Source organism: Vibrio sp. AIC-3, from assembly GCF_013114515.1.
Classification (GTDB): Bacteria; Pseudomonadota; Gammaproteobacteria; order Enterobacterales; family Vibrionaceae; genus Vibrio; species Vibrio crassostreae_C.
This window is the reverse complement of the sequence record NZ_VTXG01000012.1, coordinates 81291-104469: the sequence shown is the minus strand read 5'-3', so window position 1 is coordinate 104469 and position 23179 is coordinate 81291. Positions and strand designations below refer to the sequence as shown.

The window sequence follows — 23179 nt, the reverse complement described above, 5'->3', positions numbered from 1 at the left end:
AACGTTTGAAAGCCCTTTTAAACGCTAAATAACATTCTCTGTCGCCACTTTGTCGCCACTTTTTGGCGGCAAGGAATTCAGAGGATTAAAGTGAATAGCATCGCTCAGATGGCTCGGTGCAAAATGAGAATAACGCATCGTCATTGAAATATCGGTGTGACCTAAAATGTTCTGCAATACCAAAATATTCCCTCCATTCATCATAAAATGACTTGCAAAGGTATGGCGTAAAACATGCGTTCCTTGCCCTTTGGGTAAATTAGGCAATGCTCGAGTAAGCCATTTATAGACAGTGCTATATGCACAGCTAAATAAACGACCTGATGTGTCTTTGTGAATCAGTTGATAAAGTTCTTCTGATATAGGCACTGTTCTATTTCGTTTTCCCTTGGTGTTGATGTAGGTCACTTTGAATTTAGAGAGTTGAGCTCCTTTTATCTCGATAGCTTCTCGAATCCTCGCCCCTGTTGCTAGGCACAGTTTTATTATGGCAGTGAGATCTTCACTCATTGGGCTACTTTTTACTTCATCAAGTAGGTGATTGATCTGATCGACGGTTAGAAACGCTAATTCCGGCTCTGAAGTTTTAAGTTTTCGGAGATCAGCAATAGGGTTTAGGCCTTTCCACTCCTTCAAGCGAATAAGTTCGCTAAACATACTTTTAAGCCAGATAAGGTCATGGTTATGTGTGGCAATAGAGATAGGTTGATTTGTTGCGAGTTTATCTTTGTTACGACCTTTATAGATGCGTTTTGCGCGGTAATGAGCAAGCATTCGTTCATTCAGCTGATTCGCGATAGGGTCATTTAAAGCTTCGCATACGATTTCCATTCTTCGCTTCGCCCTAAGTCCTGATTTGGTGTTTACACCATGTAGTTGGTACCAAAGCTCAATAAGTTGAGAAAGCCTGCGATGATCCGGCTTGTCACCCATCCAGGGCTTATCGTCAATCTCCTTCATTGTGTGAAGCTCAAAAGCCTTGGCTTCACCCTTAGTTGCGAACTTTTTACGAACACGCTTCCCCGATCGCCCGTTTGGGTAACATTCGCAGATCCAAGGTTTGGTTGAGGCATCTTTTAAATTGCGGATAGTCATAATAAAGCCTAAAGTAACTGTATATAAAAACAGTATAATCCGAGCTAAAACGTAGAACAATGTTTTATATCGGACAAAAGGCACAGGTTAGACACCTTTCTCAAAGTGCTAAGAAAGTTAATAGGTTTGCTATGTATCAATCAATTCATGTGACTGCTGGTTACAGTCATTTAAAAATCAACAGTGATGGTCCAATTGGGATTAGTAAGAAGAACCAAGGAGTGATTGATGCGCTTTTGAAGCTTGGTAACCGTTTTACGGCGCCATTTGGTGGGTTTATAGAAGCCGAAAACGTGATCGGCTTGAAGTGGGTGAAACTGGTCGATATTAAGTATCTGTGCACAGATGAGGAAGCCGAAACTATCGAATACGTGATACAAAAAGACCACTATGTAGTGGGGACGTATCAAGACCGGAAGTTATACATTTTGTTGTTTGGTGGGGAGCCAAAGCACCATCAGATCAAAGGCCTTGAACAAGATGGGAAAAACAATGTGTTTGGGTTGTTTTGAACTGTAGCTTTGAGTGTCGTCTCATAAGAATAAAGCCTAGTTTATTACTAGGCTTTATATGGGTAGTTTGATGATTTTTAAAACAAATCTTCACTGAGTTGAGTGAGCTTTTTGCCTTTGATGTAGTGCTGAATTACTTGTCTTGGGCAAACATATAAGCATTTGATAGCTGGGTATTCAGTGTCTTCAAGAGTGCCAGTTTGTCTATTTTTCATATGTGCGCTCGTTATTACTCCACTTTCACCAGGGAAAATAAAAGCATTACTTACTTGCGCTGAATCGCTATAAACACCTAATGCTTTAGCATAAAAAAACTGCTTCACTAGATCGGGCCAACCAGGTGCACTCTTGGTACTTTTTCTTGTTTCGTAGTACTTTGCATCCGCAACCGCGAATTGGTCTGTATTTGGTCTTCGTAGTACTATGTCAGTTCTTTGTCCTTTCGATGGTGCTTCAACTATGCTTCCGTCATTTAACTTATAAGCTGGAATTGGTAGTTCACTGTTAACTTTGACTGTCCAGCTCAAAGTCTCATTGAGCATTGCCTCCCACATGCCATGAAAATGCTTCATTCCCATAGCAAAGTTGTTGTTACCTTTCCCTCTAATCTCTTCAAGCAACACTATTAAATAGTTAATAAGCTCAATATCTCGTGTAGCGTAATGTGAGTGACGTTGAGCTTTCAAATGTGCAATTTGAGCCTGTGTTTTTCCTGATGGCTTAGGAACTGATTGAAGAGAACTTGAGATATGGGATTTTTTTGGGGAAATAAGCCAACTGAACTGGTCATCGAGCGTTCCGATGACATCAGCGTGAATTCTAGATATCTCATCACCAATAAATCTGTAACTTAATTCACTATCTATGTCTAAGTAAATGGGACCATTGCTGCTCAAGAATGCTGTTCGTCGGCTGATGGTTTTTTTCCAGTCAGCTTTACCACTATTCACAACCTTTCTTTGTTTGCGTTTACAAAATAGCCCGTTAATTCGAAAGTCGTTTAATAGCCATAAGACAGCGCTAAGCCGATTTAGACCTGAGAAGTCGCTGCCTTCATCATTGGCGTTAACTTGGTTATTCTTCGTTGTTGAATATCGGTGAACTGCAGCCATCATTTCTGATGCGAGCAAAATCTTTTCTTCTTGGGTAGTTAAAGCTATGGAAGTGGCTCTAGGCAAAAAAGCATGTAGCTTTCCATCTGAATAGATTAATCCACAGAAAGAAACATTCTTTCCGCCTACGGTAACCAAGCCTCTTTCTTTTAACTCAATTTGCAATTCTTTGCTGAGAGTTCTTAACGGATCTCTATCGTTATGTAGAGTTAAGCATAACTTCATATGTTACCTTTATGCTTGTGCTTCATTTGACAAAGTAAGTTTATATAACTTCTCTGAAATACTGTCTCTAAGAACGTTGTTCCCAGCATCATAAGCTTTAATTAGCTGGCCATATGTTGTGAGCTCTACATCACCTCCATCTTCATCAGTGATGTACTCCGCAAACACAGCTCCACGCTGGCCGTGACGTAGAACGTCATCCCACAAGTACATAAATAGTTTTCCTTTGAGGGCGCTAGCACCGTTCTCATTGAGCTCTGAGTCATCAAGGAAGCGGTGACCTAATAATTTATCTTCAGGGATATGGTCTTCTGCTAATGCTTCGTTAACGGTTTTAGCGAAATCACTCCATTTGACGTGTTTTATTTCTACATCATCGGTAGATGTTTCAAGTGGTAGAGGCAAAGTACCGTTAGCAGCATTATCGTAGTCTAGTGGGAGGTACTCAAATAACCATCTGCGTTTAAACGCTGTATCTAGTGGCATTACTGCTTGGTCACTGCTGTTCATTGTAGCCAGAAGCGCAAGATTCGAAGGGATGTAGAGCTTACCATTTGAGAAAAAGTTATCCGTTTGATTATTTAAATAGTTAAACCAATCAGGATCTGAAATGTCGATTGGGTATTTACTTTCTTTGGTAACCGTGCGGTCGAGTAGTTGAAAAATTTCTCCGAATGCTGCCGCTGCCGCTGCTCGGTTAATTTCCTCAATGATAAGAGTGCATTCTTCACCAGGGTTTTTTATCGCATGGATAATAGCGTTGGTAAAACTACCTGGTCTGAAATCATAGCTGATGTCACCATTAATCATTGCTGGCTTCAAGCTGCCAATAAAGTCGCTGTATTGTGTGTCGGGGTGAAAAACAGTTCGAATAGTGTGTTCGTCACTTGTTTCATTGTCTATTCGATAGCTTTTACCTGTTCCGGGAGCTCCATAATAAATCTTATTGCAGCCTGATTTCACTCTTGATTTATCATCTAAAGAAACGCTTGAGTTCGAAGTATTAGTGGGTAGGGAGTGGTCTATAGTTAAATCTAAATTATCAAAATAGTTAGATAATTTAGGTTCTTTTAAAAAGGCTTCCACAACCGTTGGTATTCTATCTGAGTTTGCAACGATTACTTTACAAGCTAGGTAAAGTGACGATTTAAAAATATCGCCTCTATCTAGTGTTTTCCCTGATGTTTGCTTGGTTTTCTTTAGTGGAATGAACCACCAATCTCGGTTTGTCAAAAACTCAGTAATTAGTGGTTGCTCTATTTCGGAATAATTAGTTTCAAGGAAACTTTTAAAGCTTTCTAGTATGGTACTGTCCCCATCTAGGCTTCCTTCGTTAGGAAACTTTTTAAGTAGAGAATCAGTTTCTGTTTTTGTGTGTCCAGCTTCTTTGAGGTGGGCTCTAGCATTCTTAACTAGCAAGCTGTATTCATTCAGAGCTAACTTTAACTCTGAAAATGCATGGCCATACCATAGCCATGATGATGGAAGGTCAGTTCTCAAGCCATCTTCAGTAGTAAGTTCGATTGCGTAGCTGCGTATATTGAATGTTGAGCTGCCCTCTGCTTGCAAGAGAGCATTGTGTAGTATTTCTTTTAGCTCAGCATTAATGTAAATATCTGAGTGCGACGGAAGAATATCGAACACATCTCGACATTCATGAATAAGGTGATTTAAATTTTTAAGCACTTGGTAACCTTGCCTGTCCATATACACAGTGTTATTATCGCCCGGACTAAAACCGGATAAGTTGTGTATTTAAATGACTGTTGTGACTGAATCGAAAGCTGAATATATCAAAAAAACGCGTAAAAACCTTGGCTTAGGGCGAACAGAGTTCGCAAATTTGCTAGGAATGAATTCTACAGGCGAAAGAACCGTCAGAGGTTGGGAGGAAGGCGAGCATCATCCGTCTCCACTAAAACTAAAGTCTATTTCACAATTGGAAGATACATTACGTGAGAGTTATGAGAATGCGCCGTTTCGCCATGATGAAAAGATTCCACATAAATTCGAGTTTATAGACTTATTTGCAGGTATCGGCGGCATTCGGTTACCTTTTCAAAACCTTGGTGGTAAGTGTGTATTTACTTCTGAGTGGGATAAGTTTGCCCAAAAGACATATCTTGCCAATTACGGTGAAATGCCTAATGGTGACATAACTCAGATTCCTTCAAAAAAGATCCCTCCACATGATGTGTTACTTGGTGGCTTTCCTTGTCAAGCATTCTCTCAAGCTGGCTTGAGACAGGGTTTCAGTGATACTCGCGGTACAATGTTTTTCGAGATTCAGCGTATTTTAGCTGAAAAACGGCCAAAAGCTTTTCTACTTGAAAACGTTAAGCAGCTTCAAGGGCATAATAAAGGCGAAACGTTAAAAACGATCCTTTCAATCCTCCGAGGAGAGTTCGAGCAAGAGATACCTGAAGATGTCCCTATGAGTGAAGATGCTCGTCATGCATTGTCTCAAAATCTGAATTATTGTGTTGATGTTAAAGTACTTCGAGCAGGTGACTTTGGTATTCCTCAAAACCGTGAACGTGTATTCATTATTGGTTTCGATAGAGATCACTATGGTTTAGAGCAATCGGTTAAACTTGAAGATATCTTCCATTGGCCAGTAGGTAGTAAGGAAAAAACTAGAGTAGGTGATATTCTTTTGAAGCCAGAAGAATTTGCAGCTCTTGAAGATAAGTACACCATTTCAGACAAGCTTTGGGCTGGTCATAGAAAGCGTAAGGAAGGCCATAAAACTAAAGGTAATGGTTTTGGTTACTCTTTGTTTAAGGCCGACGATGCCTACACTAACACCATTAGTGCTAGATATTATAAAGATGGCTCTGAGATTTTGATTGATCAAGGTGAGGGTGAGAACCCTAGGAAGTTAACACCAAGAGAGTGTGCAAATTTACAAGGCTTCCCTAAGAACTTCATTGTAGATGCTGTGTCACATGGGCAAATTTATAAACAGTTTGGCAACTCTGTTTGTATGACTGTTATTGAAGCATTAGCTGAAGAAATTACGAAGACGATGACGAATAACGCATCGACGAAGTAGAGTTGACTAGACACAAAAAAAGCCACGTTAGTGGCTTTTTTATTGAGTAACCGAAGCCACTCTTCTTTAATTTGGCCGATAAACTATAGCACTCTGAGCTGAGTATGGCTACGCAACACAGCATAAAAGCAGTAAGCGCGCAGTTAATAAGCTATTTCGGTGTTTTGTAACCAAGTAAGCTCTTACGTTTGGGATACTGCTTATATGCTCTTGGTTTGCATGATAGAAATTAGTCCAGCAAGCCAGTAAATCATGGTACTGTAAATAGATAAACGAACGGAAGTTAGACGTTAAAAAATGAGTCAATTATGAAAGATATCAAGATGTTCTTCTTTGATATGGAAGGTACGCTATTCAAGAAAAATCATGCGTTGGATAACGGAAAGGTAGCCCCTAGTGCTTGGACAGTTTTAGCTAAAGTAATTAGCCATAACTGTTACCTCGAAGAGGAAGAGAGCAAAGATAAATGGCTTCGTGGAGAGTACCCCAGTTATACGGCTTGGATGGCTGATACTATAAGAATTCAAATCAAATACGAGATGCGAAAAGAACATCTGGATAGAGTTCTAGAGTCATCTGAAATGCATAAGGGTGCAAAGGAGCTTCTAGAGTATTTGAAGTCAGAAGGGGTTGTAACAGCTTTGATTTCCGGCGGATTTAAACAATTAGCAGATATAGCTCAAGTAGAGCTGGGTATTGATCATTCATATAGTGCTTGTGAATACTTTTTTGATAATAATGGAAGAGTAAAACATTTCAATCTCCTGCCTACAGATGAACAAGGAAAGCTTATATTTATGCAGCATTTGGCGGATGAATATAATGTATCTCTGGCTCAGTGTGCATTTATTGGCGATGGAAAGAATGATGTGTTTCTAGCGAAAGCATGTGGTACATCAATAGCCTTTAATGCACAAAGTGAGTTAAAGGCTATTAGTACTTATTGTTTAGATCAAGGTAATGAAACCGACTTGGGAGCTGTTATTGAGTTACTTGGCAAAAATATTGTCAAATAGTTCTTCTTTTAGGACTTCATGATCTATCTGAGGTGAGGCTGTTATATTAAGGTGCTGGACCAGCACTGGTTCAGTCCTACCATCGTCCGGCGTACTACTTTCATTAACTTTGCTTATCTGAGCTTTTAGGCCAGTGATTTCAGCTTCCAAAGTTTGTATTTGTGTAGTTAATTTTTCCATAGAGTTTTGGTTTTCAATGACTTGGTGTGAGTAATCTTTCAAATCAAACTTCCAAGTGAAGTAATAATCTTTTAGTGCTGGTAATAAAGTAAATACTACGGCTAATAGCGCTAAGTAAACAGATAACTTTCGTATTGAAAAGTCACCAGCCTTTTTCTCTATTTCGTTTTGTAGCCTGTCTTCTAATGCTGCAGTGTTTAAAAAATTTTCCGGATAATCTCTTAGTTTAGACTTACATCCACCAAGATATTGGTCGTAGCTATGGGGAGAGTTAGAGAAATCTAAGTCGTCTTCTGAAGTTTCACTGATAAGTTTACAGTTATCATTCGAGTCAAATTTATGGAAAACAACTCTAAAAAAAGAACGATCATTAGGAAAGTTGTCATTTGGTATGGAAGCATGTTTCTTTGACAGATTAATAACTAATGTCGAGATTGGTCCATAATAACCCTGATCAATAATACCAGTGTTAAGAGCGAGTAAACCTCTTTGGCACATCCTATTTTTTAAGAAAACGTACGCAATGTAGCCTTTTGGAATTCTGATAAACTGCTTAGAAACTAAATACGCACACTGTTGTGGCTTTAAGTTTTCGATGCTGTCAGACGATACAATAGTCTGGCTTTTCTCATCTAAAGTAAGAATAGTTTTAAACTCTAAATCAAAAGAAGCTTTATCATTAAACAGAGAGTGATCTAAGTTTGTTCTGTTTTCATCTTGTACAAACCCCAACCTTACTGCATCTTGAGTACTAATTTGCATTGCTTGATTCCATCACTTCTTCTCCATAACTAACGCAACTCTACCCACAACTCTCACTTCATCTTCTTCGACTGTTAGAGTTGAGCCGTTAAAGCTGATCGCTAGCTTCTTGCCTGGTAAACGCTGAATGTCGTTTAGAGACAGTAGGCCGTCCATATCCACTAGGTAAGTGCCGCTTACTGCTTGGTGAACTTCTTTGTCGACAATGAATGTAGTCCCATCGTGCTCGATGCCCATTACATTCAGAACCCCAAGTTTGTCTAAGTAGCTCTTATCAAAAGCTAACGTTTCATTTCCCACAAGCTTTCCATTCGCCAGAGTGAAGTAATCGACATCAAAAAGTGTCTTAGCTTCATTTTTTTTAGACGTATGTTCTTGGACTACTTGATCAGGGAAAGCTTCACCTTCTCCTAAAGCCAGATATTTGATTGATGCGCCAGTCTTCAAATGAAGTCTCAAAATCACTTCAAAGGGAGTTAACTCTCGCTGGTGCCACGTAGATATTGTCCCTTTCGAAATGCCAAGTACGTCTCCAAGGGACTTGAAGTCTCTCGTTTTCGTGACTTCCTTCATCCTTTCTGTAACTTCTCGGCCGCCAATGTATTCAAAAGGTGGTATTTTCTCTTGTAATTCACTCATAAGAAGACTATATTTTCACTCAAATGATGACTGGACAATGCGGGGTGCGACCCTATTGTCCGAAATGAAACACTCAATAACATAACAGGATATCACTATGCTCTCATATCAAGTAGTCCTAAATACGCCTTTCATGACGTACGACCAATACTCTCAGTTCTCTGGAATGCCAAAACGCACCATTATGGATTGGGTCGCTGATGGTCGCTTACCTATTAAAAAGAAAGCAAAAGGTAAAGAAACCCCTCTCATCAACATGATCGCCTTAGTGGAAATGGCGACTCGTGAAGCTATGGAAAAGTTGGGGTAGGCCGTCATGCGTTTATCTTCCCTAATTCCAACTAAAGAGTATTGCCCGCTATGGCTCAATGTTCTTGGTTGGGGCTTCATTTTCGTCCCGTTTGTCTTCAATTGAGTATTGGTTATGAACGAAATTGACTCAATGTGCGAATTCCGTGGCTCTAAACAAAAGGCATTTAACGAAGCGTGTTGTGCATTTGCGAACTCGGAGAACATGACCAAGTTAGCAAAGGCCGTAGATATGAATGCCACTATGCTTCGCAATAAGCTCAACCCAGAGCAGCCGCACATCCTTACCAGTGTAGAACTTGTGATGCTCACAAAGGCGAGTGGCAACTTCACCATTCTTAATAGCCTTTTGCTTGGCCTCGGTGTGGTGACCGCACAAATCCCCAACGATGCGAGTGAAGAAACTTTCATTAAGCGTGCATTGGAGAACGCGATGCACTCTGGTGACCTGTCTCGTATGGCTTTAGAACATGCAGGGAATGCCCGCTTAACCCGTTCGCATAAACAGAAAATCATTCAGAAAGCTCAAAGTGGTATCAGCAACTTAGTGCTGCTGATCGCGGATGTAGAAAACCGCACAACTGGCGTAACCCCGTTCTTAAGTATGGGAGTCGACTTTATCGCCAACGGTGCACCTATTCCAGGACTTACATAGGAGAAACCTAGATGGAATCGACCAACCCAATCCATAGGCCTTGCCCAGATTTACCTGCATACAGCCTTAACCAAGAGCAGAAAGCGAGAGGCTTAGAAATGCTTAAACAAGTCAAAGCTCAAGTTCGCGAAGGTGTACTTAGCAAGCTGAGAACAGAATACGAAGAAACGGAGAACCCTACGTTGAAGACGGCGATTAGCCGTAGAGCGAGAAGTATTAAACGTAACTGGTCATAACATTAAGTTAAGGATTAAGCATGAGTACCGAGACGCAAGAAGTCGCTAATAAGCGCGCTATTCAACATACCGTGAATTCTATTTTCAATTTGGTATTTGAAAACAGTGAAGAGATTGACTTACGGATTGAGTTTTCAACCAAACGTAAGTACTTCGGTGTATTTCACTTTGAAGGGAATCGTACTAAAGAGCTTTATTTAATCGTTCTGCTTGATAGTGAGTCAGCACTGGCGGAGCTACTCGAAGTAGAAGATACGTTAATCGACTGTATAGCTGATTTGAAAGAACAAAAAGGGAAGGCAGCATAATGGAATATTCAGCAGTCTTTCTTTGCCCAAGCGGCGGCATTATTCGTCATGAAGAAACTCAACAAGTCGCTAATGTTCAGGTTGGTGATTTCGAATCGCTGGACGATGCAGTTAATCAGGCTTGCTTAACACTTGAGTGTTCCCATTTACACAAAGGGGTTATCTCAAAAGGAGAAGGAAAAAGTGGTTTTATGGTGATCACTAATCAGGAGTTGGATGAAATATGAGTGAAGCATTAAAAGTTGCCGCTGAAGCACCTGATTATATCGAAACCTTATTAGTAGAAATGCTGCAAGGTGATTATCCCGATAATGAAGTGCTGTTAGGCACTTTACTTTCTGGTGACGAGTCTATTCAAATTCAATTGAAGATTACCCGCAAACCAGAAGACTTCTTGGATGAGTGTTGATGTATGGAATTGAATGATCTCCTCTATAGCGCAGGGGCTGTAATGCCCCTCGATAAAATCCGTAGAAACGACGCCAGCTATAACGCTGGTTTTTTAGTATCCAAAATTTACACCGACCAAGAACAAGCACTTTTAGATTCTGGTTTAGTGAAGAAAATCCCAATTTACGATCGCGTTTTCAATCAAAAATCTAAGAGAGAGTTGGAGCTACAGAAGTCGACTGATCTTTTTAAAGCGCTTAATCATCGAACAGAACATGACCGCGAAGCGGCGGCGAGAATCGCCGGAGACAATAGGCTAGTCAAAGGGCGCAAAAGTCCGACAGAGAAATATAGGCATCGAATTGAGCGAAATCGCCAAACTATACGACTGTTAAATAGGGTAGTTAATCCGTCGGAAGTTTTGCAAAGCCCAGAGTCGTATTTCAACCACGACTCGCTATACGCCTCTACAGAGCGAAATGTACCTGCAGTTTTGCGTGATAAGGGGAGAGTGAATCGCTGTGAACCACAGATTACTCCAACTTCGATACAACTACAGCAGCGTAAGTGCTTTAACCAATATCGGATTCAACACATTACACAAACGCCAGCTAGTAAAGCACCAACAGCAAATAGTGGTGAGAGGTATACCGATAAACTTACCAAGCGTGCGGTGACTCAGATATTCGAAAGCGCTGCATATTCGGCGGTAAGTAACGAAGGTTTTACAACATTTTTGACGCTTACTTTTACTCAGGCTCAGCGCTTGGCCATCTTCGGTGGGATGGCTAGTAAATCTGAAATTGGTGGGTTAGGGGCCCGGCATCCCATTCGCTATCGAAGAAACATGGTGACTTACTCGAGTAGCGCAAGGGAAAAGCGGGTTGCGTTGCCGGTCATGGACATTGGCGGTCCATATTCGACGGTCCCATTTGAAAATAGACTTAGAATTAAGTTGATGAATATAAAGGGAGAGATTGCTGGTGATTATTGTCGCTTGGAAGATAAGCCTGCCACTGAATTTACGTTAGAAAAAACAATTGAAACCACTATGGGAAAAGAGGTGTCTCGGATTCTTGATGCGATGAAGAAGATGTACCAAAGAGGGTGGGTAGCTGATCATACTTTGCAAATAGACACTGATAGCGGGCAGAAATACTGTGATTTAAAAGCTGAAAAAGTTCTCCCTCATATTGGTAAATCCAGCGAAGTTGGCCCAACCAATAAACCTCTCGATTTCCATTACATTTGGGTCGCTGAGTGCCCTGCGAATGAAGACGGCGAACCTAATCCTCACGTACATGTTCTTTTAAAATGGAATGTTAAACCTAGGTTTTTTAGTGCTTGGGCAAAACGATTGGAGAAAATCTGGGGACATGGTTTTGCAAAGCTTGAGCGAATCAAAAAGCCTAAAGCTGCAGGTTCTTACATCATCAAAGCGGTGGGTTATGCCGCAAAGGGAGAAAATGCTGAACAAGGGTTGATAAGAGGTAATCGCTATAACATATCGAAATGTACGCGAGCGCCAAAGTGGGAATGCTTGGCCTCTTTTGAAGCTGACAATATGACAGCGGTGATTAAGGAGCTTGGCTATAAGCTAGAACAGTGGAAAAAGCCATTAAAACGACAGGTATCCAAGCTGATTGCTGCTAAAGCTCAAACGATTAAGGCTAAGTCGATAGCAATCCAACAAGGTAAACCGAAAGAACTAACGGACAAGATGCAGAGTCGCATTATCCGCTTAGAAAAGCAGGCTGAGAACGTGAATCGAGAGATCCGTGAACGAGGTGTGCATGTTTCTAGCAGTAACCGGTTTTCGGTGACATTCGAAGGTGATGAGTCACGAACCAAGGTTGATAAGTTTCTATTTTGGGCTGCCGGAGCTCGCGGCTGGTCGTTAGAATGCCGAGATGTTGATATGAGCGACATTAAGCAGGTTGCTACTTCAATGTATGCAGAGACTTATAAGAAGTTTGTCGATCGGCAATTTTACTGGAAGTCTGTCCTCTTCGACTCAATCGTACCACTTGAACCTGATGACGCAGAGATGAATTATTGGAACAATATTACAGTGGATTATTTGGAAGGACGGTTGGAACCAATGTTGAGTTGAATAATATTTGATCTTTATCCCTGATATGACACTAGGTAAGTATTTTTATTTGTTACCTGTATGGATATACAGTATATTCACATTGTCGTTGTTAAGGATATTGATATGTCGGATAAAAGCCAATTATTCCAGCAAGCTCTGGAGTTGATCATTGACGGAGTTGCGTTAAGTACGGAATCGGAGAGCAGAGCTCGGATTGGTACGTATTTGATGGGATTAGTCATAGTAGATAACCAAGGTAAATTAGACAGCGATAAGATTGATGCCATTCAGATGATCATCCAAATGGCTGATGATTCAGATAGCCCTAAGTTCAAGATTTAGATAAGGGAAGTCAGTTCATAAATCTAGCGCTGTAACTAAATCAACGTTAGGAGTAGATTTATGCTAATCACTTGCCCTGTTTGCGAAAGCAAAGCTCGAATCGCCACTTCACGTGCTATGACAAAAGAAACACGTGAAGCTTACTGCCAATGTCTAAACCTCAACTGTGGACTTGCGTTCACCACACTTACAACTGTTCACAAGATCATCGAACCTACAGGCGCAAAGCCAAACCCCGAATTGCAGCCAGAATTATGCAAAGGTGATTCAAGTCAGATCGATATTTTTGAAAGCGTCCAGTGATTACTGAACGCGAATTGAAACAGAGGCTTTAGAAGCCTATTTTCTCCTCCAAGTAATACTGGTAATTATCAGCATTCTGTATTGCAGAGTCAGGATTTCTCTTCGCGAGATTTAAACAATCTCTATGGCCGTATGCGGAGTCATTAGTTCGACCATAAGCATGTGAAAACTCGTGGGCTAAAGTTCCAAGTTTTGAGTCTGTACCACCATGAGGAGCTTTGAAGTAAAGCTTGGTTAGTCCCAAAACGCTCAACTCTCGCGGGTCATTGCTTTGACGCCAGTAAGCAATAGTGTCACCGTCACTCCAGTCAAAATAAATGTGGAAGCCAAGGCAGCTTTTTATTGAAGCGATAGAGCGTAAAACTTGAGCGACGTGTAATGCTCTAGTCTTGTTATATGCCCCAAACCACTTACGGTATGTCGGGTCTTTATGAAAATCCCATTTATTTGGATGCCAAGTTGTCGATTGACGCAAACATGCTTTATGCATATCAGCGTATTGCTTTATAACGCCTTTGTCATTTTGAAGCTTAGTTAACTTTGGGTATGCTAAGTAGTTTAAATGTACACATTCGCCCCCGTTTTTATATGCAGGAGGAAAGCAAAAATAATTCGGTGTGCAAACTGGAGCACCACTCATTAACTCATCTTCAAATGCATCGATCTCTATGTTATCAAAAGGAGCAATTTCAATATGGGTTAGCCATTCTTTAATTTTTGGCTTCAATAACACTTTTACCTTTAATGACTCCACAGCCATATCAGATAAACTGTCATACTGTACATTTTCAGTTTCATTTTTGACTTCGCAAACTTTGATTTTTTTGTTTGCTAGTTCGATCGTGTATACAGCATATGTATTTATATCCCAGGACTCTTCAATTGTAACCTCTGATGAGATAGTTCCTTTCGGTGGTATGTAAAGAGTACTGTGCTTGAAATCGTAAATTCTTTTTGCTCGAACTCCTATGAAGTTTGCCTCAGCATAGTCATTGAGTCTAATAATCAAACTATCATTTATTACGTTGTCGAAGGGGGTTTTCCACTTCAACATACGTAAAGGTATATGAGTGTTATTAGTTAGAGTGACCTTTACTACATTTGTATCTTTTTGATGTTGCTCAATGTGTATTGTTATCCTAGCCATAATTATCTCCTTATAGAAACAAAGAACATACTTACTCTAGACGTATTGTTTGGCTTATATCAAATGGCTAACTCATATCTTCGACGATTTAATCAATAAGTGAACAAAAACGATCTCGAAGGATCTCTAAATCCCCAATCTAAAACAGCCCTCGATGTAGATACATCGGGGGCTGTGTTCCAATACAACTACCGAAATGAAATGCGGTTCTAAGATCGCATAATTGCAGTGCGGAATTTTGGTGCGGAGGGGTGGGTGAGTCCGAACAGGGCCTGAGCGTCCAACTCCATCACTCACTTTATTCTCGCTGCCTAATTCTGATTTTCTTCTGTAGTTGGTGGCTTTTTGATGTGGGAACGACAGTACGAGCACGCTAGATGGAATGGGCTTAAGCTCAACATCCTTTCGACCGCCTTTGATGGTGGTAAGCGCTTGCAAGTGAGCGAAATCCCCTACGCGGACCTACCACACATCAAAGTCATGGGAACAAAAGCCCGTACCTACACAATTGAAGCGGTGTTCGTTGGCTCCAGTTCTCTGGCCGATGCCAATTCGCTCATTGAAAACCTAGAAGCAAAACCAACAGGCGAGCTCGAACACCCTTGGTTGGGTGAATTGCCGCTTGTCTTTGAAGACATATCTCAAAGCATCAGTACCAAAAAAGGCTTAGTCACGCTGAGCCTGAAGTTTGCTCGCGCTGGCTCTTCCCCTTCAATCACTGCTCCTACTTCAGTTCGTACAAAAACACAGGCCAACATAGTCGAGAGCTTGTCGAAACGTTCTTTCGTAAAAGAAGTAAACGGCTTGGATGTATCGGACATTCACAGGGTTCAAAGTGATGTCACAAGCGCATTGAACGTTTTGGTCGACATCACCAACCGTTTGAACCTTGAAGATGAAAACCTTCAAGACATTAACTACGCCATCAATAAAGCATTTTCGGCAGTGAGTAGCCTCAGCACCAACCCAACTGAGTTCGCTGACCTATTTTCTGCGTCAGTGAATGCGGTGGCCGATGGTGTTCAAGCTGAGCCTAATTCAAGTAATGAAGCGGTAGATAATTCACGCAGTGCTCAAGCTTTACTACTAGGTGAAGTGAAACCGGACACGCCAACTCAGCACCACAATGTACAAATGGTGACGGGCGCAGTGAAGATGAACAAAGACATCACACACCTAGAGAAAGGCGATCGTTTTGATATTACGCAGTCGGCTAAGCAGCCTGAAACCATCAATAATGATCTATCTACGTTGATTGTCGGTATCGATGAGCGCATCAAAGAGACCACCCAAGTATCGACGCTTGAAAGCATTGAGTTGTTCGACGCAGTCACGACATTAAAAAGTAATGTAAAGGTTCAGCAGGATAAGGTGGTCAGCGGCACTGCGCCTCATAGAACGGTGCAATCACCACGCTTTCAATCCGCGCTGACGATTGCGCACGATGAGTTCACTCAAGAAAAAATCATCACCAAAATGAATGCGCTGCAGCACCCGCTCTTCATTCGTGGTGACATTGCCGTGAGGGATGTGTCATGAATACGCTAACGATGCACATTGATGGCAAGCCGCGCACCTTCTATCAAGCGAATATCAACTACTCCATTGAACAGCTGGCCCACACGTTCAGCTGCTCAATTGAGCCTATGAGTATTGAAAGCCCGTTATCGGTCGAGTTCTTCCTTAACGACAAGTCGATTCTGATTGGTCAGATTGATGGTGTGTATCCCAATACCGATCCAAGCGCTCACGCTGTTTCCATTTCTGGCCGCTCGAAGAGTGCCAACATGATTGATTCACGCATCACGATGGATGCACTTTATAACTTGAACGTGGAAGAGCTACTTCGCCATGTCGCCAAGCCATATGGTTTGAAAGTGAAAAGCCTGGTGAAGAGTATGCCGGTCATCCCCGAGTTTCAGATAAATGCCGAATCACCGGTAGAGAACGTGGCGCAGCTCATTCGAGAGCAAGGCTTTATGTTGGTTGAGCGCAATGGCATGTTGATCATTGAAAACACCGCGCATGCAACTATCAGCAACATTGGCCTAGAAACGGGCAACAACATCGACAGCCTGAACATCAAGCGCACCTTCAATCAGCAATTTCACACCATTGATGTGCAAGGCCAGTGGGATGACGCAAGCTCACAGGTCGTCAATCCAAACGTCGATAGCTCACGCACCATGGTGATCACCTGTGACCAATTACAAAACCGAGAAGCTTGCCTGTCTCGTGCTAAATACGAGCACAACCTCGCCATTGCTCAAAGCCTGACAGCATCAAGCACAATTGCCGACATATTCCCTGAGTTGGCCATTGATGGATTAAACCGAGTGATTCGAGTCGCTGACCAAGAGCAAAGCTTCAGTGAGATGTTGGTGATCAAGTCGCTTGGCCTATCAGTGTCTGAAAGCTCTACAGAAACATCGGTTGAGCTGTTTAGGCCGTTTAAGGAGCAAAGCTATGTCTAGTGCTCTGCAGCAACAACAGCGATTAATGGCCAGAATCAAAAACGTAATTGGTACCGGCACTGTCACAGGGGCAACCACAGGCCGGCTACAAATCAAAACCGCGACAGGCCGAACCAACGACAAGATAAAACGCGTGCACAACTACGGGTTTATGAGCCGTCCATTACCAGGGGCGAAAACTTACAACCTGTTCATTGGTGGAACCACATCTCGCGGCATTACCGTGAACGTAGAAGACGAACGTCACCAAATAGAGTTGCAGCCTGGTGAAGTCGCGATACTTGACGACAAAGGCAACCTTGTTCATTTCACGCAGCAAGGCATCAAGATACACGCCTGCGCAAAATTAGAAGTGATATCGGCGCAAGAAACCACAGTGAACGCAACGGCTGTGAACGTTACCGCACCTAAATCCACGTTTTCCGGTGATGTAGAAATCGGCGGTAATCTGAAAGTCACCAAGAACGCTGATGTCACCGGTTCTGTGGGTGGCGCGTCCGGTACGTTCGGCGGTGTCAAAGTTGAAAAGCATGACCACGACTACACCGACGATGGGACAACAAGAATAACCAAGGGGCCAAATAAAGGATGAGTCATTTCAACTTAACCGCCCTGACAGCGCCGCTCAGCTCTACAGAGGGATTAACCCACGCCGTTCTGCAGAGTGTTTATAACTACGCCGAATCCACTCAAAACGATCGCGCCCGTATGGCAAGCAATAAGCGTGGCGGCACTTGGAGCAATGAGTTGATAAACGTGGTCGGCTCTCGTGATTGGACGCTCAAGCGAGCAAAGCTGACAGACGAAACGCTCAGCCTCGCTAAACGGTTTTGTGAAGAGTCGCTCGCTTGGCTCATTACAGACGGCCACGCTAAAGCGGTTGAGGTTTCAGTATGGCGAGAGAAGCCAAATCAGATGGGGCGTAATGTGATGATCACCTTAGCCGATGGCTCTCAGTTTGATGTTCCACTTTCAAAGGTTAACCAATGAGTACACAACGAAGCCTAGACAGTTTAATTGCACGCGCAGAAGCTAATCTGGTATCTACTACAGGGCAAAACAACCCCGCAACCAAAGCGATAGCCGCGGCCATTGCAGGCGTTAGCTATGGACAATATGGTTATCAAGATTTGCTTTTCAGGCAACTGCATCCAGAGACCTGCTCTGAAGAGTGGTTATACCTACACGCCAATCGCCATAAAGCCCCTCGATTGTTGCCCACGTTCGCAACGGGCCGAGTACAGTTCATTGAGCTTGATGGCACGGTGGTGATCAAGAAAGGCACCCGTTTAACACATGCTAATCATGAGTACGAAACCACCAAAGAACAATACAGCAACGTCCCCGTTGACGTTATTGCGCTTGAATCTGGTGTGGAGAGTAACCTCTCCGAAGGGACCGTGCTTACGTTAAGCGAAGGACTAAGCGGTATTGACCCAAACCGTGTGCTTTCACTTGGCATTGGCGGAGGCGCCAATATTGAAGAGCTCGAGCACTGGCGAGCGCGTGTCATCGTGGCATTTGAAAAGAACGAGCTGATTGGCAAAGCGGCAGATTACGAGGTGTGGGCGGTATCGGCTCACTCGGATGTGGATTTTGCTTGGGCGCTTGATAACACCCCAGAGCGAGGCATGGTTGAAGTGTATATCGGTGCTCGAGAAAACACCCCGACTTTAAGCGCCGAAGTGGTCAAGTTGGTGCAAAACACGTTTGAACAAAATCGACTCGCAGGTTGCCACCCATTGGCTCACCTACCAGAGCAAGCGCCAATCAATATCGAGATCCAAGGTATTGAAGACCAAGTGGTGCGAGACGATGTGGTCACTGCACTCGAAAACTTAGTGAAAGAGAAAATGGGCAACATCGACCGGACAACCCAAAAGCCAGAGTCCATCACCAACACCGAAATTGTTTTAACTGTCTCTACTGTGACCAACAACTTTATTGTTCGCTCTCCGGTTGGAGAAGTCGCCATTGAGAACAATCAGATACATGTATTAGGAGACGTGACGTGGACACCTCCGACTTAATTATTGAATACAGTGTCGGTGATTTTGAAGGCGCCTATCGAGGGTTATTACCCAAAGGTGAATATTGGCAAGACATCGAGAACCTAGAGCTTGCCAGCACCATTCAAGGCATTGCCAAAGACTTCAAGCAAACCCATGACGATATTGAACTGTCGCTATTAACCGAGTTTGAAGAGCAGCAGTTTGGTTGGAAGATTTCCGACTATCAACGGCTCTTGATGACTATGGGTTCAAACGGTTTTGTGTATGACGAAGCCGAAAGCCCAAACCTCATCAAAATAGACCTGTATAGCTACAACAATGAGGCGGCCTTTAAAGCACTAGAAGAAAAACGACTTCCTCACACCGAGTTTCATTGGATTTATCCTCTCGATGCAGAAACAAAGTTTGAACAGGTCACAGCCTTAACCATTAAGCCAGAATTTAGCTCTCAGCTTGAACTAGAAACTGAAGCACCATTCCTGTGCTGCACCGCCATTACATGGCAACTTGAAATAGGAGACACCGTATGAGCGCACTGCAAGCCATCCCTACTCAGCACGGGATAGACGTTTTAAACAGTGAGTTGAAAAATACTGTAACCAAGTACCGGCTCATTGGCTCGCTAACCCATGAGACACCAAGTGAAACACTGTATTCATTCTATGAAAACACCATTGAGACCAGTTACTACGATGACAATGGCGTTTTAACTTTCATCTTGAATTTGCCTATTGAGCAGCACTTTGATGAGTACCTATACCAAATCCATGTGCTTGATAGCAGCAATCAATCCGTGGTCGAGTGCTCGACGCCCAAAGTCGCCCTACCGAAAGGCATTGGCGGTATGGTCACACTCAAAGCGGCGATATCGGGTGAAGCTGGCGATGTTATCTTTAAGCACGGAGAGTTTGTGACTGAAACTGAGTTAAATGAATTGCACTTAGCGCCTATTCAATCTGATTTAAATCAGCTCAAAAATGTTTCAACTCAAGAGGTATTCGCAGTGGGGTTTATTGATAATGCAGCATACCAAGTGTTTCACCCTATACCAGGTGCAGTCTTAACCGTTCCGGAAACGGGGAAGTATCTTCTTAATGCAGCAACACGTTGCTGGGAGAAATTAAGAACAGGCGACTTTGCATTTTGGTCAATGGCTGTGTTTGTTAATGGCCAACAACGTTCCGAGCTAAAAGCTTTCGGTGTGAACATTCTTCCAACATATTCAAATAAAGATACAACCGCATCACTCAGTCATCCTGTTGAATTAAACAAAGATGATGTTCTTCAGATTCATGTCTTTATTTTTGGAGCCAATGGCTCACTGTCATTTTTTTATGGTGATAACGACAACGGTGGAGCCTGCATGTCATTAATTAAATTGGGGGCGTCATGAAGATAATTTTTGAATATGATTACCCTGTTGCCTTTGGAACCCATGGTATAGACACCGACATTCCATTTGAACACGCACGTAAAGTGGGCGGGGAAATCGTTGATGTGAGTATGGATACCACGTTTTTCATTGATAGTGGTGGTAGGAAGCATGTGCTCAATATAGATAACTATCAACAGTTGGATTGTCATATTAACGATGAATTGATTTTAGATAACGGCATTTGGCGAATAGAAACGGCGAGTGATGTGTATCAAATCAAACGAACCGATATAGCGCAGCAGCGGCAGTTAGAGTACACACAAAGAGTACGTCCATATTTTGAAGAAGCTGAAATCAAAAAGCACATGGGAGATCAATCTGAATATAATCGACTCATGGACTTAGCGGTTGAAGAAAGAGAAAAAGTTCAAACAGAAAACCCGTGGCCTACACCACCAACTAACTAATCCGAAACATATTCAAACCCAGCTCCATGCTGGGTTTTCTCTTCCTGCTCTCTGAACTTCTATATCTCGACACTAGAAATGCCATCAGTCCCCTTTAAAACTCAACGAGATACACTGCTTATGGGGGAACTAATCATCTAGCTATAAGAGAGAAATCCATGAATGAATCAGAGGCAAAGGCACTCGTCGTATCACTACTCGATGTCACTGGCCTAAAGAAAATCTTAGCCTCCGTTAGTGCAACCCTAATCAGTTTTGGCGTGAATGACGCACTCCAAATTTTGTCTGTTGCGGTCGGTATTGGCGCAGGCATTATGGCTATTCGTCACTACGCTATTGCAACCAAACTCAGCCAAGCGCAGCTGGACAAGTTGAACTCAAAAAAAGAGGGTTCAGCATGAGCATAAAAACCAAAGCAGTACAGACTGTGGTGTGCTCTGTTGCCTCCGTTCTTGCCATTGTTTTTACCATTGATTCAGAGCTTACTACCAGTGAGCAAGGCCTCAGCCATGTCGCGAATGAAGAAGGTTGCAGGCTCAAACCCTACCAATGCAGTGCCGATGTGTGGACTGCGGGGCTTGGGCATACAAGCGGCGTCACACCAGAGATGGTGTTTACCGAGCAACAAGCGGCTGAGTATTTTGTTGAAGATATCTCAGCTGCCGAACAAGTGGTAAACAAACACATCACCCAAACCGCTAGCCAGGGCGAATACGACATGATGGTGAGCTTTGTCTTTAACCTTGGCGCCGGCAATTTCACGCGTTCGACCTTACTGAAGAAGTTTAACCAAGGTGATCATCAAGGCGCTTGTAAGGAGTACCCAAGATGGGGGTTTGTGAATGGTAAAGACTGCCGACTCAAGCAAAGCAACTGTGCCGGCATTCCTAAACGCCGAACCAAAGAACAACACGTTTGTTTGAATGGGTGGTGATCATGCTAAATCAATATCTAACTTTGTTTAAAGCCATTGCCTTTGCTGCCGTCCTTAGCGGTGTCGCTTATTGTTCGTATGACTACGGCGTAACCACCACTGAGGTCAAAGCCTTAAAAGCACAAAATGCCCTATGGGACAAAGTAGAGCAAAAACAAAACGAGGCTTTTCAGCTCGCCGTGAAGCTCGCGAACCAAAAGCCAGATATTCGAATTGAGTTTCGAGAGATAGAAAAAGAGGTGATCAAGTATGCTCAAAAGAGCAGTGATAAGCAGTGCGTTGTTAACGATCCTGACTGGATGCACATCCGCGCCCAATCAGTGCGAGCGCATAATCGAGCAATCGGTATTCAGCAACCCTCCACCATCCCTGATGGTGCCGCCAAAACCGCTACAGGTTACGAGCGAGACGCCGAAGTCTTAGCGGAAGACGTGGCGAACCTGCAAACCTGTGCTGAAAATGCTCAGAAGCTCTTATCGCTGCAAACTTGGATAAGAGCGCAGCTTCAACACGAGCTGCAGTAAAGACAAACCTATCAGTACTCAATACTAAGCCGCATCCAAACGTTTATATTCTTTAGGGGTGATGACCGGTTGCCCCACAACATCATTCAACTCTTGCATCATATCAATGAGCGGTAGCAGTTCGTTCTTGTGGAACAGCCAATCCACTTTGTTCAAATCCAGTGACGTAATACTCTCGCGTCGAATGCTCATCAACTCGATTGGCACACGGTGAACCGAAAGCACCTCGTTCATGGTTTGGTTCTTCACTTCTTTGTATGAGTCTTTAGCTTCTACTTGACCAATTGGCTTAAGTTCTGGAGCTTTGGTGTCTTTACCTTTGGCATTTACAAATAAGTTTTTAAACGCCATGCCTTCTTGAGCCTGCAGTTGTTTTTTTATGGCCTTTTCTTGTTTCTCTGTCATGGTTGGCTCATTCATATACAGCAAGTAACCTGCATGGTTACCGTTACGGTAGTACTGACGACGAAACAAGGTGGCATCATCGTTCAACCAGATAGAAGTCAAAGAGCTAATGTGACTAGGCAAACCATACAGCTCTTGCGCTACATCGTAATCGCCCAAGTGGAACACTTGGCCTTTCTTGTAGTCGATACGCCCGTCATCATCGTAAGCTCTTGGCTTATACGTCCAACCTAAGTCTTCACGTCTACGCATATACAAAGCAGGTATGTGTTTGAGCTTAATAGGCTCACCCAGCCCTCCATAGCCTCGAATGACCTGTAAGTAGGCATTGCCAAAGGTTAAGTAGTCTTGAATAAAGCGCTTTGCATCTTGGCGTGAAAGTAATCCAATCAGCGCAATGGCATGCATTAACGTATTGCGCTTAAACTCAATCGCACTCGAATGCATCGGGTTCGTGCGCAGTGCCTTGGCTAAGGTATCGAGTGCAACCGGCGGTTCGTACAAACCATCAACCAACGCCACTTCTAAATAGCTCAGAATGTCGCTGTTCATCACGCTCACGGGGTTAGAAAATTCAATCTCTATCACTTGGCCTCTCCAAAATTAG

General features: G+C 42.9%; 30 protein-coding genes. 23 read left to right on the top strand and 7 right to left on the bottom strand.

The window, feature by feature from the left end:
• Nucleotides 1-24: 24 nt before the first annotated feature.
• Nucleotides 25-1095: a tyrosine-type recombinase/integrase gene (locus tag F0229_RS10885; protein WP_171732829.1), complete on the bottom strand. Its 1071-nt coding sequence runs from the start codon at nt 1093-1095 to the stop codon at nt 25-27.
• A gap of 131 nt (nt 1096-1226) precedes the next feature.
• Between F0229_RS10885 and F0229_RS10880 the strand changes: the two genes are divergently transcribed.
• A complete protein-coding gene (locus F0229_RS10880) occupies nt 1227-1607 on the top strand; it encodes a hypothetical protein (protein ID WP_171732842.1) in 381 nt (126 codons plus the stop codon).
• Nucleotides 1608-1684: 77 nt separating this feature from the next.
• On the opposite strand, the gene F0229_RS10875 is transcribed toward F0229_RS10880, so the two are convergent.
• Together F0229_RS10875 and F0229_RS10870 are read right to left on the bottom strand one after the other, a co-directional pair.
• Nucleotides 1685-2944, bottom strand: coding sequence for an LlaJI family restriction endonuclease (locus F0229_RS10875; protein ID WP_171732828.1), 1260 nt, complete (start codon nt 2942-2944; stop codon nt 1685-1687).
• A 9-nt stretch (nt 2945-2953) separates the two neighbouring features.
• A complete protein-coding gene (locus F0229_RS10870) occupies nt 2954-4630 on the bottom strand; it encodes an AAA family ATPase (protein WP_367613539.1) in 1677 nt (558 codons plus the stop codon).
• A 73-nt stretch (nt 4631-4703) separates the two neighbouring features.
• Between F0229_RS10870 and dcm the strand changes: the two genes are divergently transcribed.
• The gene (gene dcm, locus F0229_RS10865) at nt 4704-5999 is read left to right on the top strand and encodes a DNA (cytosine-5-)-methyltransferase (protein WP_171732826.1); all 1296 of its coding nucleotides are present in this window, start codon (nt 4704-4706) and stop codon (nt 5997-5999) included.
• 308 nt (nt 6000-6307) lie between these two features.
• Entirely contained in the window at nt 6308-7015 is a 708-nt protein-coding gene (locus F0229_RS10860; protein WP_171732825.1) for an HAD family phosphatase, read from the top strand.
• Here F0229_RS10860 and F0229_RS10855 read toward each other — a convergent pair.
• Both F0229_RS10855 and F0229_RS10850 read right to left on the bottom strand, forming a co-directional pair.
• Nucleotides 6989-7957 (bottom strand): hypothetical protein, encoded by a 969-nt coding sequence (locus tag F0229_RS10855; protein ID WP_171732824.1) that lies wholly within the window; start codon nt 7955-7957, stop codon nt 6989-6991. The genes F0229_RS10860 and F0229_RS10855 overlap by 27 nt on opposite strands.
• Before the next feature lie 12 nt (nt 7958-7969).
• Nucleotides 7970-8596: a phage repressor protein CI gene (locus tag F0229_RS10850; RefSeq protein ID WP_171732823.1), complete on the bottom strand. Its 627-nt coding sequence runs from the start codon at nt 8594-8596 to the stop codon at nt 7970-7972.
• 97 nt (nt 8597-8693) lie between these two features.
• Here F0229_RS10850 and F0229_RS10845 point away from each other — a divergent pair, with 97 nt between their 5' ends.
• The 9 genes from F0229_RS10845 (at nt 8694) to F0229_RS10805 (ending at nt 13234) form a co-directional block, all read left to right on the top strand.
• Nucleotides 8694-8906: a hypothetical protein gene (locus tag F0229_RS10845; protein ID WP_076666784.1), complete on the top strand. Its 213-nt coding sequence runs from the start codon at nt 8694-8696 to the stop codon at nt 8904-8906.
• A 114-nt stretch (nt 8907-9020) separates the two neighbouring features.
• The gene (locus F0229_RS10840; RefSeq protein WP_171732822.1) at nt 9021-9560 is read left to right on the top strand and encodes a phage regulatory CII family protein; all 540 of its coding nucleotides are present in this window, start codon (nt 9021-9023) and stop codon (nt 9558-9560) included.
• A gap of 11 nt (nt 9561-9571) precedes the next feature.
• Entirely contained in the window at nt 9572-9796 is a 225-nt protein-coding gene (locus tag F0229_RS10835; RefSeq protein WP_171732821.1) for a hypothetical protein, read from the top strand.
• A gap of 20 nt (nt 9797-9816) precedes the next feature.
• Nucleotides 9817-10104 carry a hypothetical protein gene (locus F0229_RS10830; protein ID WP_171732820.1) on the top strand — a complete coding sequence of 96 codons (288 nt, stop codon included), beginning with the start codon at nt 9817-9819 and terminating at the stop codon, nt 10102-10104.
• Nucleotides 10104-10331: a hypothetical protein gene (locus F0229_RS10825; protein WP_171732819.1), complete on the top strand. Its 228-nt coding sequence runs from the start codon at nt 10104-10106 to the stop codon at nt 10329-10331. The genes F0229_RS10830 and F0229_RS10825 overlap by 1 nt, the downstream gene beginning before the upstream one ends.
• Nucleotides 10328-10513 (top strand): hypothetical protein, encoded by a 186-nt coding sequence (locus tag F0229_RS10820; protein ID WP_065107088.1) that lies wholly within the window; start codon nt 10328-10330, stop codon nt 10511-10513. The genes F0229_RS10825 and F0229_RS10820 overlap by 4 nt, the downstream gene beginning before the upstream one ends.
• A 3-nt stretch (nt 10514-10516) precedes the next feature.
• Complete coding sequence (locus F0229_RS10815) at nt 10517-12607, top strand: hypothetical protein (protein WP_171732818.1); 2091 nt, start codon at nt 10517-10519, stop codon at nt 12605-12607.
• A 105-nt stretch (nt 12608-12712) separates the two neighbouring features.
• The gene (locus F0229_RS10810; RefSeq protein ID WP_171732817.1) at nt 12713-12931 is read left to right on the top strand and encodes a hypothetical protein; all 219 of its coding nucleotides are present in this window, start codon (nt 12713-12715) and stop codon (nt 12929-12931) included.
• A 60-nt stretch (nt 12932-12991) separates the two neighbouring features.
• The gene (locus F0229_RS10805) at nt 12992-13234 is read left to right on the top strand and encodes an ogr/Delta-like zinc finger family protein (RefSeq protein WP_171732816.1); all 243 of its coding nucleotides are present in this window, start codon (nt 12992-12994) and stop codon (nt 13232-13234) included.
• Between the two features lie 28 nt (nt 13235-13262).
• Here the strand turns inward: F0229_RS10805 and F0229_RS10800 are convergent, their stop codons facing one another.
• Nucleotides 13263-14381 carry a M35 family metallopeptidase gene (locus F0229_RS10800; RefSeq protein WP_171732815.1) on the bottom strand — a complete coding sequence of 373 codons (1119 nt, stop codon included), beginning with the start codon at nt 14379-14381 and terminating at the stop codon, nt 13263-13265.
• A gap of 348 nt (nt 14382-14729) precedes the next feature.
• Between F0229_RS10800 and F0229_RS10795 the strand changes: the two genes are divergently transcribed.
• From F0229_RS10795 to F0229_RS10745, 11 genes are all read left to right on the top strand, one after another.
• Nucleotides 14730-15920: a DNA circularization N-terminal domain-containing protein gene (locus F0229_RS10795; protein ID WP_102371035.1), complete on the top strand. Its 1191-nt coding sequence runs from the start codon at nt 14730-14732 to the stop codon at nt 15918-15920.
• Nucleotides 15917-16855 (top strand): phage tail protein, encoded by a 939-nt coding sequence (locus tag F0229_RS10790; protein ID WP_171732814.1) that lies wholly within the window; start codon nt 15917-15919, stop codon nt 16853-16855. Before F0229_RS10795 ends, F0229_RS10790 begins: the two co-directional genes overlap by 4 nt.
• A complete protein-coding gene (locus F0229_RS10785; protein ID WP_102371037.1) occupies nt 16848-17447 on the top strand; it encodes a phage baseplate assembly protein V in 600 nt (199 codons plus the stop codon). The genes F0229_RS10790 and F0229_RS10785 overlap by 8 nt, the downstream gene beginning before the upstream one ends.
• The gene (locus tag F0229_RS10780) at nt 17444-17845 is read left to right on the top strand and encodes a phage GP46 family protein (protein ID WP_102371038.1); all 402 of its coding nucleotides are present in this window, start codon (nt 17444-17446) and stop codon (nt 17843-17845) included. The genes F0229_RS10785 and F0229_RS10780 overlap by 4 nt, the downstream gene beginning before the upstream one ends.
• Entirely contained in the window at nt 17842-18885 is a 1044-nt protein-coding gene (locus F0229_RS10775) for a baseplate J/gp47 family protein (RefSeq protein ID WP_171732813.1), read from the top strand. Before F0229_RS10780 ends, F0229_RS10775 begins: the two co-directional genes overlap by 4 nt.
• Nucleotides 18867-19397, top strand: coding sequence for a hypothetical protein (locus tag F0229_RS10770; RefSeq protein WP_171732812.1), 531 nt, complete (start codon nt 18867-18869; stop codon nt 19395-19397). Before F0229_RS10775 ends, F0229_RS10770 begins: the two co-directional genes overlap by 19 nt.
• On the top strand, nt 19394-20260 hold the full coding sequence (locus tag F0229_RS21775) for a hypothetical protein (protein ID WP_216606111.1): 867 nt from the start codon (nt 19394-19396) through the stop codon (nt 20258-20260). The genes F0229_RS10770 and F0229_RS21775 overlap by 4 nt, the downstream gene beginning before the upstream one ends.
• Complete coding sequence (locus tag F0229_RS10760; protein WP_102371041.1) at nt 20257-20709, top strand: hypothetical protein; 453 nt, start codon at nt 20257-20259, stop codon at nt 20707-20709. Before F0229_RS21775 ends, F0229_RS10760 begins: the two co-directional genes overlap by 4 nt.
• Nucleotides 20710-20867: 158 nt before the next feature.
• Nucleotides 20868-21110 carry a hypothetical protein gene (locus F0229_RS10755; protein ID WP_102371042.1) on the top strand — a complete coding sequence of 81 codons (243 nt, stop codon included), beginning with the start codon at nt 20868-20870 and terminating at the stop codon, nt 21108-21110.
• Nucleotides 21107-21643, top strand: a complete 537-nt coding sequence (locus F0229_RS10750; RefSeq protein WP_171732811.1) for a lysozyme — start codon at nt 21107-21109, stop codon at nt 21641-21643. The genes F0229_RS10755 and F0229_RS10750 overlap by 4 nt, the downstream gene beginning before the upstream one ends.
• A 2-nt stretch (nt 21644-21645) precedes the next feature.
• Complete coding sequence (locus tag F0229_RS10745) at nt 21646-22167, top strand: hypothetical protein (protein WP_171732810.1); 522 nt, start codon at nt 21646-21648, stop codon at nt 22165-22167.
• Nucleotides 22168-22191: 24 nt separating this feature from the next.
• On the opposite strand, the gene F0229_RS10740 is transcribed toward F0229_RS10745, so the two are convergent.
• Nucleotides 22192-23160 (bottom strand): phage portal protein, encoded by a 969-nt coding sequence (locus tag F0229_RS10740; protein WP_171732809.1) that lies wholly within the window; start codon nt 23158-23160, stop codon nt 22192-22194.
• Between the last annotated feature and the right edge of the window lie 19 nt (nt 23161-23179).

Excerpts from the sequence above, each read along its gene's own strand:
- F0229_RS10885 (WP_171732829.1), bottom strand. The coding sequence starts at position 1,095 with ATGACTATCCGCAATTTAAAAGATGCCTCAACCAAACCTTGGATCTGC.
- F0229_RS10880 (WP_171732842.1), top strand. The coding sequence starts at position 1,227 with ATGTATCAATCAATTCATGTGACTGCTGGTTACAGTCATTTAAAAATC.
- F0229_RS10875 (WP_171732828.1), bottom strand. The coding sequence starts at position 2,944 with ATGAAGTTATGCTTAACTCTACATAACGATAGAGATCCGTTAAGAACT.
- dcm (WP_171732826.1), top strand. The coding sequence starts at position 4,704 with ATGACTGTTGTGACTGAATCGAAAGCTGAATATATCAAAAAAACGCGT.
- F0229_RS10860 (WP_171732825.1), top strand. The coding sequence starts at position 6,308 with ATGAAAGATATCAAGATGTTCTTCTTTGATATGGAAGGTACGCTATTC.
- F0229_RS10855 (WP_171732824.1), bottom strand. The coding sequence starts at position 7,957 with ATGCAAATTAGTACTCAAGATGCAGTAAGGTTGGGGTTTGTACAAGAT.
- F0229_RS10850 (WP_171732823.1), bottom strand. The coding sequence starts at position 8,596 with ATGAGTGAATTACAAGAGAAAATACCACCTTTTGAATACATTGGCGGC.
- F0229_RS10845 (WP_076666784.1), top strand. The coding sequence starts at position 8,694 with ATGCTCTCATATCAAGTAGTCCTAAATACGCCTTTCATGACGTACGAC.
- F0229_RS10840 (WP_171732822.1), top strand. The coding sequence starts at position 9,021 with ATGAACGAAATTGACTCAATGTGCGAATTCCGTGGCTCTAAACAAAAG.
- F0229_RS10835 (WP_171732821.1), top strand. The coding sequence starts at position 9,572 with ATGGAATCGACCAACCCAATCCATAGGCCTTGCCCAGATTTACCTGCA.
- F0229_RS10830 (WP_171732820.1), top strand. The coding sequence starts at position 9,817 with ATGAGTACCGAGACGCAAGAAGTCGCTAATAAGCGCGCTATTCAACAT.
- F0229_RS10825 (WP_171732819.1), top strand. The coding sequence starts at position 10,104 with ATGGAATATTCAGCAGTCTTTCTTTGCCCAAGCGGCGGCATTATTCGT.
- F0229_RS10820 (WP_065107088.1), top strand. The coding sequence starts at position 10,328 with ATGAGTGAAGCATTAAAAGTTGCCGCTGAAGCACCTGATTATATCGAA.
- F0229_RS10815 (WP_171732818.1), top strand. The coding sequence starts at position 10,517 with ATGGAATTGAATGATCTCCTCTATAGCGCAGGGGCTGTAATGCCCCTC.
- F0229_RS10810 (WP_171732817.1), top strand. The coding sequence starts at position 12,713 with ATGTCGGATAAAAGCCAATTATTCCAGCAAGCTCTGGAGTTGATCATT.
- F0229_RS10805 (WP_171732816.1), top strand. The coding sequence starts at position 12,992 with ATGCTAATCACTTGCCCTGTTTGCGAAAGCAAAGCTCGAATCGCCACT.
- F0229_RS10800 (WP_171732815.1), bottom strand. The coding sequence starts at position 14,381 with ATGGCTAGGATAACAATACACATTGAGCAACATCAAAAAGATACAAAT.
- F0229_RS10795 (WP_102371035.1), top strand. The coding sequence starts at position 14,730 with ATGTGGGAACGACAGTACGAGCACGCTAGATGGAATGGGCTTAAGCTC.
- F0229_RS10790 (WP_171732814.1), top strand. The coding sequence starts at position 15,917 with ATGAATACGCTAACGATGCACATTGATGGCAAGCCGCGCACCTTCTAT.
- F0229_RS10785 (WP_102371037.1), top strand. The coding sequence starts at position 16,848 with ATGTCTAGTGCTCTGCAGCAACAACAGCGATTAATGGCCAGAATCAAA.
- F0229_RS10780 (WP_102371038.1), top strand. The coding sequence starts at position 17,444 with ATGAGTCATTTCAACTTAACCGCCCTGACAGCGCCGCTCAGCTCTACA.
- F0229_RS10775 (WP_171732813.1), top strand. The coding sequence starts at position 17,842 with ATGAGTACACAACGAAGCCTAGACAGTTTAATTGCACGCGCAGAAGCT.
- F0229_RS21775 (WP_216606111.1), top strand. The coding sequence starts at position 19,394 with ATGAGCGCACTGCAAGCCATCCCTACTCAGCACGGGATAGACGTTTTA.
- F0229_RS10760 (WP_102371041.1), top strand. The coding sequence starts at position 20,257 with ATGAAGATAATTTTTGAATATGATTACCCTGTTGCCTTTGGAACCCAT.
- F0229_RS10755 (WP_102371042.1), top strand. The coding sequence starts at position 20,868 with ATGAATGAATCAGAGGCAAAGGCACTCGTCGTATCACTACTCGATGTC.
- F0229_RS10750 (WP_171732811.1), top strand. The coding sequence starts at position 21,107 with ATGAGCATAAAAACCAAAGCAGTACAGACTGTGGTGTGCTCTGTTGCC.
- F0229_RS10745 (WP_171732810.1), top strand. The coding sequence starts at position 21,646 with ATGCTAAATCAATATCTAACTTTGTTTAAAGCCATTGCCTTTGCTGCC.